Source organism: Streptomyces sp. URMC 123 (genome assembly GCF_051386515.1).
In the GTDB taxonomy this organism is placed as follows: Bacteria; Actinomycetota; Actinomycetes; order Streptomycetales; family Streptomycetaceae; genus Streptomyces.
Genome location: NZ_JBPQTV010000212.1, coordinates 1 through 11,114, shown reverse-complemented (window position 1 = coordinate 11,114; position 11,114 = coordinate 1). Strand labels below are relative to the sequence as shown.

Genomic DNA, 11,114 nt, shown 5'->3' with positions numbered 1-11,114 from the left:
CCTCGGGGCCGTGGGGGCCGCCCTGTCCGTGCGCCGCATCACGTCCGTCGACCCGCTGACCGCCACCGAGAGCGGAACCATCGCCTTCGCCTTCTCCGGCAACGGCTCCCAGTGGCCCGGCATGGGTGCGGACCTCCTCGCCGCGGACCCCGCGTTCCACGCGGCGGTGAGTGAGGCCGACGAGGTCCTGCGCCCCCTCCTGGGCTGGTCCGTGCTGGCCGAGCTCGCCGCGCCCGCCGGCCACCGGCGCCCGGACACCACCGACGTCGTCCAGCCGCTGCTGTTCGCCGTCCAACTCGGCCTGGTCGCGGCCCTGGAGGCGTACGGCGTCCGCCCGGCCGCCGTCGTCGGCCACAGCTCCGGCGAGATGGCCGCCGCCCACACCGCCGGCGCGCTCGGCCTGGAGGCGGCGGCACGGGTGGTCGTGGAGCGCTCCCGCGCCCAGCACTCCACGGCCGGCGCCTGGGGCATGGCCGCCGTCGGCACGGACGCGGCCGGGGCACGGCGGCTGCTGGAGCCGTACGCCGGCCGGCTGGAGATCGCCGGCATCAACAGCGGCAGGGACGTCACCGTCAGCGGGGACCGGGCCGCGCTCGCCCGGTTCGGCCACGAACTCACCGCGCGCGGCGTGTTCTTCCGCGACCTCGGGCTGGACTACGCCTTCCACAGCCATGCCATGGACGGACTTCAGGAGGGGCTGCTGGCCGCCCTCTCCGACCTCAAGCACGACCGCCCCCGCATCCCGTACGCCTCCGCCACCACCGGCGCGCTGCTGACCGGCGCCGAGACGGACGCCCGTTACTGGTGGCGCAACCTGCGGCAGCCCGTGCGGTTCGCGTCCGCCGTCGACCAGTTGCTGGAGCACGGCTGCGACATCCTGGTGGAGATCAGTCCGCACCCCGTGCTGAGCGGCTATCTGCGCCGCCTGGCGGGTGCCCGGCGGAGCGCGGCACGGACGGTGGGCGGCGACAGGGCCGACAGGACCGACAGGACCGAGGGGGCCACCTCGGCGAGCGGCGCGTACGGGCCCGCAAAGGACGCGTACGACACCGGGAACGGCGCGTACGACACGGCGAGCGGGGCGGACGGCGGGCGGCCCTCCGGCGGAGGCGCCGGCCCGACCGCCGTCGTCACCACCTTGCGGCGCGACACCCCCGGCCCGGCCGCCGTGCGCACGGCCGTCGCCCATCTGCTCGCCGCCGGCGCCCGCACCGACCTCACCGCCTTCTTCCCCCGGCCGGGCCGCGTCGTCGACCTGCCCGCCTACCCCTGGCAGCGCGAGCGCCACTGGATCGGCGAACCCGCCACCTGGGCCCTCGGCTGGGGCGACGGCACCGTCGACCACCCGCTGCTCGGCGAGCGGGCGGCGGCCGCCGAACCCCTCTGGCACGGCGCGTTCGAACCCACCAGGGCGCCCTGGCTGGCCGACCACCGGGTCGGCGAGACCGTCGTCATGCCCGCCACCGGATTCGTGGACATGGCCCTCGCCGCCGGGCGGCGCACCCTCGAAGCACCCGTCGAGATCACGAACCTGGCCATCCCGTACGCGCTGCCCCTGCCGTTCGACGACGAGCCGCCCATCGAGTTGCAGACCACCCTCTCCGCCGAGGACGGCGTGCTGAGCATCGCGAGCCGCGGCGAGGGCGGGGAGACCTGGCGCGGGCACGCCCGTGGCCGGGTCCGGCGGCTGTTCGCCCCGCAGCCCGGCCTCGTCGACCTCGACCGGCTGACGGCCACCCTGACCAGCCGCCGCACCACCGCCGAGCACTACGCGCGCGCCGAGCGCACCGGGCTGCGCTACGGCCCGGCCTTCCGCGTGCTCCAAGGCGATCTGCTGGTCGGCGACGGCCAGGTCCTCGCCCCGTACGGCGCGCCCGGCGGCGGGCCGGACCTCTCCGCGTACGAGGCGCACCCGGCCCTGCTGGACGGCGGCCTCCAGGCCGGCGCACCGCTCCTGGAAGAGGTGATCGAGGACGGCGCGCCCTTCCTGCCGGTCTCCATCGACCGGGTCCGCGCCTGGCGCCGGCTGCCCGCGGTCGGCCATGTGCGGGTGTGCTCCCGGGCCCTCACGCCCCGCGAAGCGCTCTGGGACATCACGGTGCTCGCCGCCAACGGACTGGTCTGCCTCACCCTCGAGGGCGTGCGGCTGACGCGGTTCGACGAGAGCGCCCGCCGGTCCGCGCCCCACTGGACCACGGTGATGCGGGCCGCGCCGCGCCCCGGCCAGTACCTCGCCCCGAGCCCGCTGCCCACCCCGGCCCGGATCGCCCGCGACTGCGCGGCGGAGCTGAGGCGGCACCGGGCGGCCTGGCACGCCGACGGCGGAGCCCGGTTCCTGGGCGCCGTCCGGGAGCTGACGGCGCACTTCGCGATGGCGGCCATCGGCACCGTGCTGCCCGGGACGGCCGTCGCCGGGAGCCCGAGCCCGTCCCGGGCCCCCGGCGGGCTCCGGCCGACGAACGGCACCGACACCGGTACCGGCTCCGGCACCCGCTCCGGTGCCGGCCGCGGCGAGCCGTTCACCGTCCCCGACCTCCTCGCGGCCGGAGTCCTCCCGCACTACGCCCGACTGCTCGACGTGCTGCTGGAGACCGCGCACGCCCACGGCCTGGTCCAACCGGTCCCGCCCGCCCCCGGTGAGGCGGCGGACCCGCGCCGATGGCGCACGGCGCGCCCCGCCGCCGCCCAGGAGCGGTTCCGCGCGTTCGCCGAGAGCCACCCCGGCCGGGCGGTGGACCTGACGCTGCTCGGCACCTGCGGCGCGCACCTCGCCGATGTGCTGCTGGGCCACCGCGACCCGGCGGAACTCCTCTTCGCCGAGGCCAATCGGCACCTGCTGGAGGAGTTCTCCACCGACACGGCGATGCGCGGCTTCGCCAACCGCACGGCCCGCACCGCCATGGCGGCCCTGCTCCGGCACTGGCCCACCGACCGGCCCCTGAACATCCTGGAGGTCGGCGCGGGCAGCGGCGGCACCGCCGCGGCCCTCCTGCCGATGCTGCCGGCCACGCGCACCCGCTACACCGTCACCGACGCCTCGGCGGCCTCCTTCCCCCGGGCCCGAAGCCGCTTCGCCGACCACGACACGGTCGACTACCGCGTGTTCGACCTCGACCGGGACCCCGCCCGCCAGGGCCTGCCCGAGGGCGGCTTCGACCTCGTGATCGCCGACAACGCCCTGCACACCGCGCGCGATCTGCGACGCGCCCTCGACCACCTCGGGTGGCTCCTGGCCGACGGCGGTCACCTCCTGGCGGCGGAGACCCACGACCCCGCCGTGCCCGCCCTGCTGTTCGGCCTGCTTCCCGGCTTCTGGGAACGGCGGGACACCGCGCTGCGCCCGCACGGGCCCCTGCTGCCCGCGGGCGGTTGGATTCGGCTGCTGGCCGAGAGCGGCTACCACGACGCGGTGCTGCTCGGCCACGACGAGGGCGCCGCGGACATCGAGCACTCGGTACTGCTCGCCCAACGGCCGCACCGGCAACCGCTGTCGGCCGCCGCGCCACCGCCGGTCCCGGCGCGGGACGCGGCGGTGGATTCTCCGACCGCGCGGGTCGAGCCGGTGGGGGAGGGGACGGAGGAGGCCGCGACGGACACGCCCGCGCCGGAGGACGCCGCTCACGACGGTCGCCCTCGCGCCTGGCTCATCGCCTCCGAGCCGTCCCGGGACGCCCTCGCCGACGCCCTCGCGCAGCGCCTGGCGACGGCCGTCGGCCCCCGGGTGCGGCGCGTCACCCTGAGCACCGATCCCGAGGACTGGGCCGGCCATCTCGCCGAACGCGCCGGCGAACCGGGGCGCACCGGTGTGGTGCTCCTGCTCGGCCACGACCCGGCCGACGCCGCGACGCCCCCGGACCAGGGCCCGGCCCAAGACCCGAACCAGGGCCCGGCCCAGGACCGGGACCCGAGCCAGGTGCACCCCGGCCGCGCCTCGGACCCCGACCGGCCCGCGCACCTGGACCGCGCCCTGCGCCACGCCGCCGTGCTGCGCGCCCTCGCCCTGGCCGTCGAACGGCTCCCCGGCGAGAGCGCCCCGCCGCTGTGGCTCGTCACCCCGCCCACCGGCGTACTGCCCGCGCCCGAGCGCCCGGCGGCCCCCGCCAACGCCACCGCCTGGGGCGTGGCCCGCTGCCTCGCCAACGAACACCCCGACGTGACCGTGCGCCGCGTCTCCCTGGACGGGTGCGGCCGGCCCGAGACCGATGCCGCCCTCCTCGCGTACGAACTCCTCGACCCCGACCCGGAGGACGAGATCCTGCTCACCTCCGGCGGGCGCTTCGTCCCCCGCGTCCAGGAGGTCCGGGACCTCGCGGTCACCGTGCCCGCCTCCGACCACCCCGCGTTCGCCCTGCGCCTGCGCGACCCCGGCCGCTCCTACCGGCTGGACTGGACGCCCGCCGAGGTGCCGGCGCCGGGCCCGGAGGAGGTCCTGATCTCCGTGCGCGCCGCCGCGCTCAACTACCGCGACGTCCTCCAGGCGCTCGGCGCCCTGCCCCTCGACGCCCGGGAGCGCCGCTCCCCGGCCGCGGAGCACGGCAGCGGCATGGAGTGCGCGGGAGTCGTCACCGCCGTCGGCTCCCGGGTCACGGCCTTCGCCCCCGGCGACCGGGTGCACGCCTTCGGCGTCGACACGCTGCGCTCCCACGTCACCGTCCACCGCGCCATGGTGGGCCACATGCCCGAGGGCATGGACTTCCGCGCGGCCGCCACCCTCCCCGTCGTCTTCCTCACCGTCCACCACGCCCTGGGCCATCTCGCCCGCCTGGCGCCCGGCGAGAGCGTCCTCGTGCACGGGGCCGCCGGCGGCGTGGGGCTGGCCGCCCTCCAGTACGCCCAGCGCGTCAGGGCCCGCGTCGTCGCCACCGCCGGCACCCCCGCCAAGCGCGATCTGCTGCGGCTGCTCGGCGTCCGGCACGTGCTCGACTCCCGCTCCCTGCGCTTCGCCGACCGGATCAAGGACCTCACCGAGGGACAGGGCGTCGACGTCGTCCTCAACTCCCTGGCCGGCGAGGCCATCAGTCGCGGGCTGGAGGTCCTGCGCTCCGGGGGCCGCTTCATCGAACTGGGCAAGCGGGACCTGTACGCGGACGGGCGGCTGCCGCTGCGCCCCTTCCTCAACAACATCTCCTTCTGCGCCGCCGACCTCGCCGGGCTCTCCCACGACCAGCCGGAGACGGTCGCCACCCGCTTCGCCGAGGTCGCCCAGCGCGTCAGCGACGGCGTCTACCGCCCGATCCCGCACCACGTCTTCCCCGCCGACCGGATCGCGGAGGCGTTCGAGGCCCTCCAGCACTCACGCCACATCGGCAAGGTCGTCATCTCCCTGGAGACGCCGCCGCTCCTGAAGGCCCGGCCCGCGCCCGTACCCGTACGGGCCGGGGCCGGCTATCTGATCACCGGCGGTCTCAGCGGGCTCGGCGCCGCCACGGCCCGCCACCTCGCCGCCCGGGGCGCGGGGCACCTCGCCCTGGTCGGCCGGCGCGGCGCCGACACCCCCGAGGCCCCCGCCCTCGTGGCGGAGCTGCGCCGGCGGGGCGCCACCGTCTCGGTGCACGCGGCCGACATCACCGCCCCCTCGGCCCTGCGCGCCGTCCTGGACGCGGTCGACACCCCCGAACACCCCCTGCGCGGTGTCGTCCACGCGGCCATGGTGCTCGACGACGCGCCGCTGCGAGAGCTGGACGAGGAGCGGATGCGCCGGGTCCTGGCGCCCAAGGCCGGCGGGGCGGACACCCTGGACCGCCTGACCCGCGGCCGCGACCTCGACTTCTTCGTCCTCTGTTCCTCGGTCGCCGCACTGATCGGCAACCAGCACCAGGCCAACTACACCGCCGCCAACCTGCACCTGGAGGCCCTCGCCCGGGCCCGGCGGCACGCGGGCGCGCCGGCGCTCGCGACCGCCTGGGGCGCCATCGGCGACATCGGTCATGTGGCGCGGCACGACCTGGGCGCCTTCATGCGGCAGATGGGCCTTGAACTCCTTCCGGTGGACGACGTCTTCGAGGCCCTGGAGACGGCGCTCGCCCGGCGCGACGACATCGCGGTCCCGGCCGCGGTCGACTGGGCCCGGCTGCGGCACACCATCGCCGGCGTCGCCGCGCCCCGCTTCGGGGCCGTCCTGCCCCCGGAGGACGCCGACGCCGACCGAACGGCCCGTCAACTCACCCGCGCCCTGGCCACCGCCACCCCCGAGGAGGCCCTCACGCTGGTGAGCGCGGCGCTCGCCGACATCCTGGCGCGCATCCTGCACACCGACCCCGACCAGGTACGGCCCGATCGGCGGCTGGACCAGCTCGGTCTCGACTCCCTCATGGGCGCCGAGCTGATGACCGCGATCCACCAGCGGCTCGGCTGCAATCTGCCGGCGGTGGAAATCGTCAACAGCGCGACGGTCGGCGACCTGGCCCAGCGCTGCGTCCGCCGCCTGGCACGCACCACGCCCGGCGGGCCCGTACCCGGCGCGTAGACGCCCCCCGCGACTCGCTCAGGCCCAGTGGCCCTCGTCGTCCGGCTGCGCCGTGAGCACCACGGGCAGCCGCTCGACCCCGCGGCTGATCATCGTCGAGCGGTAGCGCACCGGCTCGTCCGTGAGCACCGGGCGGGCCCGGGCCAGCGCCGTCAGCGTCACCTCCGCCTGGACCCGTACGAGCCGCGCCCCCAGACAGAAGTGCTCGCCCCAGCCGAGCGCGAGATGCTCCGGGGAGCGGGTGACATCCAGCTCGTGCGGCCGGTCGAACACCGCCGGGTCGCGATTGGCGGCGCCCACCAGGAGGCCCACCATCGTGCCCCGGGGCACCGCCACTCCGCCGATGTCCGCGTCGCGCGACGCCACGCGGGTGAGCAGCTGGATCGGTGGGTCGTACCGCAGCAGCTCCTCCACGACCGCCGGCGCCGTTTCCGGGCGGGCGGCGAGCGAGTCCAGCGCGGACGGGTGCCGGAGCAGCGCGTACAGCCCATTGGCGAGCATGTTCACCATGGGCTCGTACCCGGCGACGATCAGCTGCCCGACGGCGGTGATGACCTGATCCGTCGTCAGCACCCGGCCGTCGTGGCCCGGCGCCGTCAGCGCGCTCACGAGGTCGTCGGCCGGCTCCTCCCGGCGCTCCTGGATCAGGGCGCCCAGATAGCGGGCGAAGTCCAGCCGCGCGCACTCGACCCGCTCGCTCGTCCCCGGGTCCCGCAACGACGCCGGGTCGAAGCCGGCGGTCAGCGCCGACAAGGTCTCGCGCCATGCCGCCCGCTCGCCCAGGGGCACGCCCACCAGGGCGCAGATCACCTCCAGGGCCAGGGGCACGCCCAACTCGGCGACCACGTCCAGCTCGCCCCGCAGGGCGGCCCCGCGCAACAGCGCGTCGGCCCGCTGCCGGATGGCGGGCCGCAGCCGCTCCACGGCGCGTACGGCGAAGGGCGCGGCGACGCGGACCCGCAGCCGGCGGTGTTCCGGCGGGTCCACCATCAGGAACGACCGCGACTCCATGGGCACCGCGCCGAGCCCGAACCGCTCGTCCCCCAGCACCGCGAGGCACTCCCGGTGGCCGGTCACGACCAGCACCGCGTCGGACAGGCGCCGGACCGGGCCGCCGGAGCGCAACTGGTCGAAGAAGGGGTAGGGGTCGGCGCGGTAGGCGTCGCCGCGGACGTCGAAGGGGAGTTGGTCCCAGAAGTCGCGCCCCACCGCGAGAGCCGGCGCCTCGCCACCGTTCATGTCCACCCCCTGGTGTCACCGTCGCCCTTCCGCACCCGGGCGCGCCCGTGAACGTCCGGAACGTCCGGGCCCGGACACGGCGGTCATCGCTACTGAGTGTAGCCACCGGAGCGTGAGTTGTCAGCGGTGCGTGACAGTGATGCGTGACGGCGGTGCGTGACAGCGGTGCCCTTCCGGCCGCGGCCCGTGCCGTCTGTTCCGCCCGTGCCGCCTGTTCCGCCCCCGAACGGCGGGCGGAACAGGCGCAGAGGGCCTCTCGGGCGATCGTGCTCAGGCGATCGTCTTGTACGTCGGGGTGTCCACGTCCGTCAGCTCGCGCGGGGCGAACGGCGCCCGCCAGTTCCCCGTACCGCGGTAGACGTACGAGTTGCCGTCCGGCGCGGTGACGAAGAGGTCGGCCCGGCCGTCGGCGTTCGCGTCACCGATGCCGACCATCTGCCGGTAGGCGTCCCAGCCGGAGCCGATCCGCACCCGGCTGTCGAACGTGCCGTCGCCCTTGCCGAGGTACAGCCAGAGCACGCCGGCCGCGTCGCGGGCCACCAGGTCACCGCCGGGCGCGCCGGCCACGTCGCCGACCGAGGTGATCTCGTTGTACATGTCCCAGCCCGAGCCGACGCGCACCCGCGGCGCGAACGGGGCCTTCCAGCTGCCCGTGCCCCGGTAGAGCCAGAGCACCCCGGCGCGGTCGCGCGCGAGCACGTCGCCGAGGCCGTCACCGGTGACGTCGCCGCCCCCGGTGATCCGGTCGTACATCTCCCAGCCGGAGCCGATCCGCACCCGGGTGTCGAACGTGCCGTCGCCCTTGCCGAGGTACAGCCAGAGCACGCCGGCCGTGTCGCGGGCCACCACATCGGCGGTCGCCGCGCCGGCCACGTTCCCGGCGGCCACGATGCGGTCGTAGATCTCCCAGCCGCGGCCGATCAGTTCCTCGCCGCGGCTCCGCAACCGCGGGTCGGCCGGGTCGTGGAAGGTGTCCTGGCGCGACAGCCACCCCGCCTCGTCGCGCACCAGCAGGTCCGGCGACCCGTTGTCGGTGTAGTCGTGCGGGGCGGGCCCCCGCGACACGGTGAAGGTGCCGCTCCGCGTCAGGTCGGGGCCGATGCCGTTGAGGGGCCTGGCGCTCAGCGTCCAGGTGTAGGCGCCGTTGGGGGCGGCCAGGCCGACACCGTCCTTGCGGAGCAGGCCGTCCCACTCCGGGGCCACCCAGTCCGCGCCGGTGTCCGGCCGGTCGGGGTAGGAGGAGAGCTCCCGCTGGGCGCCCGACGCCGTGTGCCGCAGGGTCAGGGTCACCTCGACATTGACGCGGGAGAGCAGCCAGCGCGGCCGCCACGGCCCCTTGTCGAGCTCGGCCACGGCCGGGACGCTCGCGTCGAGCACGGTGACCTTCGTGGGCTCACCGGTGCTCGCGACCAGCTGGGCGACCGGCGCGCCGTCGGCTCCGGCGGTGACGCGGTAGACGCCCTCGCCGTGCTCCACCGTGCCGCCCGTCACCAGCAGCGAGCCGTCCGGCGCGGGTGCGAGCGAGGTGGCGTGGTCCAGCACGGTGCGGGGGGCGCCGCCGCCGATCGGGACGGCCCTGAACGCCATGTCCTTGGCGTCCGAGCCCTGGGTGACCTTCATGCGGCTGCCGTACAGGGCCCACTTCCCGACGAGCCCGACCATCGGGTCGTACACGCCGGGCAGATCCATGGACCAGGTCCGCGGCTCGGCGCCGCGCGTCGCCACGGCCAGCCGCACGCGGTCGTCGCCGTCGAACAGCCGGCCGGCGGACGCCATGTGGGTCGCGGACAGGGCGGTCGCGGCGTAGCGGCCGCTCACCATGCCCCGGGCGGTGGTCACCGTGGCCGACTCCAGGTCCACCACCGCGTGGTCGAGGAGCCCCGTGTCCGTCGCGCTCAGCTGATACCGCAGCAGGACCGCGCCCGAGGCCCCGGCGACCGCGTCGATGTCGCGCGCCGTGCTGGGCAGTCCGCTGACCGTGCGGTCCGTCAGCTCCCCGCCGACCAGCCCCAGCAGGTGAGCCTCCTCGGCGCCCCCCGGCTCGGTGTCGCGCACGGCCACGACCCACGCCCCGACGGTGCCGGCGTAGCGGTAGCCGTACCGGGTGAGATCGACGAGGGTCGACTTCCCGGAGGCCATGTCGCGCAGCGTGATCTTGTCGGAGACGCCGATGTACGCGTTGTTGCCCAGCGCCACGGTGTCGGACGCGGTGCCGTGGTCCGTGGTGAGCGTGAACTGGCCGTAGTCCTCGGCCAGCTCGGTCGTCACGCCGTCGGCGTACCGCGTCCACAGCACCTTGTGCCGGGCGTCGACCGAGAGGAAGCCGGTGGTGCCCGCGCTCACGATCTCGGAGCCGGGGGTGATCCGCGGTGCCTGGGCGGGGGCGGCGGGACCGGCGAGGGCCGCGGGTACGGCGGTGGTGGTGCCGGTCGTCGCGGCGGTGGCCGTGCCGGCGGCGGTGCCGGTGGTGCCGGCCGCGGCGGGCACGGCGAGCGGGCCGGCCGTGACCGCGAGACCGAGCGCGATGGCTCCGGTCAGCAGCCGCCCGGACCGCCGGGAGTATCCAGATATGCCCGATGCGGGGGAGTGGGTCATGTGCCCTCCTGGCAGGGTGTTTCCCGCGCGTGGTGTGCGCGCGTGATGTCCGCGGGTGCGAGGGAGGGCGGCAAGAGGGCACGATTCCCCCGAGCCGACGGAAATCGTGAGCCCTCCTGGTGATGCGGGCAAACCTTAACAACCGGGAGGTCACGCGGGCACCCGAATTGATCTTGGACCCCCGGACCGCCGCGCCCCATGACCCGCCGTCACGCCCGGCTCCCGGAACCCGTCGGCGTCCTGGAGCCCGTCGCGGACACTCCGCGCCGGCGGGCCACGGCGGTCAGTTCGGGACCGACGCCCGCATGCGGTCGATGACGCGGAGCACTTCCGTGCGGTTCTTCGCCCGCTTGACCCACGCCGGCAGGCGGGCGACGAGCGTCATCTTCCGGCCCGGCTCGTACCAGGGGGCCCGCTCGCGCAGCGGGGCCCGGACGAACCGGCGGATCAGGTCGAGGTGCTCCAGGTTGTAGGCCCACAGCCGGCCGTGGCGCGTCTCGGCCAGCAGCCACAGCGGCACCTCGACGTACGGGTCCGTGGGTCCCTCCGGGCCCCAGCGGAAGCGGAAGCTGACGCCCTTCTTCTCGGACTGCCGTGACAGGCCGCAGCCGCGGCAGACGAGGCGGTGGCGCGCGGAGACCACGGGCCCCTCGACGGCGCGGGTCGGAGCCGGACCCTGGACGACATGGGCCACCCCGGCACACCTCGGGCACCGCACCAGGACGGTGTCGATGAAGGAGTCCCTGCCGAGCTGTGGGTCCCGGAACCGGATGGGGGCGGCCGGAGAGGGGGAACCGGATGAGGGGGATGAGGG

The 11,114-nt window shown here is 75.9% G+C and carries 4 protein-coding genes; 1 reads left to right on the top strand and 3 read right to left on the bottom strand.

Going from position 1 to position 11,114, the window contains the following annotated elements; translation table 11 throughout:
* The first annotated feature begins 28 nt into the window (after positions 1-28).
* The gene (locus tag ACSNOD_RS21805; protein ID WP_436768691.1) at positions 29-6,466 is read left to right on the top strand and encodes an SDR family NAD(P)-dependent oxidoreductase; all 6,438 of its coding nucleotides are present in this window, start codon (positions 29-31) and stop codon (positions 6,464-6,466) included.
* Positions 6,467-6,484: 18 nt separating this feature from the next.
* Here ACSNOD_RS21805 and ACSNOD_RS21800 read toward each other — a convergent pair whose 3' ends face one another.
* The 3 genes from ACSNOD_RS21800 to ACSNOD_RS21790 all read right to left on the bottom strand — a co-directional run bounded on the left by ACSNOD_RS21800 (position 6,485) and on the right by ACSNOD_RS21790 (position 11,072).
* Positions 6,485-7,705 (bottom strand): cytochrome P450, encoded by a 1,221-nt coding sequence (locus tag ACSNOD_RS21800; protein WP_436768690.1) that lies wholly within the window; start codon positions 7,703-7,705, stop codon positions 6,485-6,487.
* 270 nt (positions 7,706-7,975) lie between these two features.
* Positions 7,976-10,300: an FG-GAP repeat domain-containing protein gene (locus ACSNOD_RS21795; RefSeq protein ID WP_436768689.1), complete on the bottom strand. Its 2,325-nt coding sequence runs from the start codon at positions 10,298-10,300 to the stop codon at positions 7,976-7,978.
* Between the two features lie 283 nt (positions 10,301-10,583).
* Complete coding sequence (locus tag ACSNOD_RS21790; RefSeq protein WP_436768692.1) at positions 10,584-11,072, bottom strand: hypothetical protein; 489 nt, start codon at positions 11,070-11,072, stop codon at positions 10,584-10,586.
* Between the last annotated feature and the right edge of the window lie 42 nt (positions 11,073-11,114).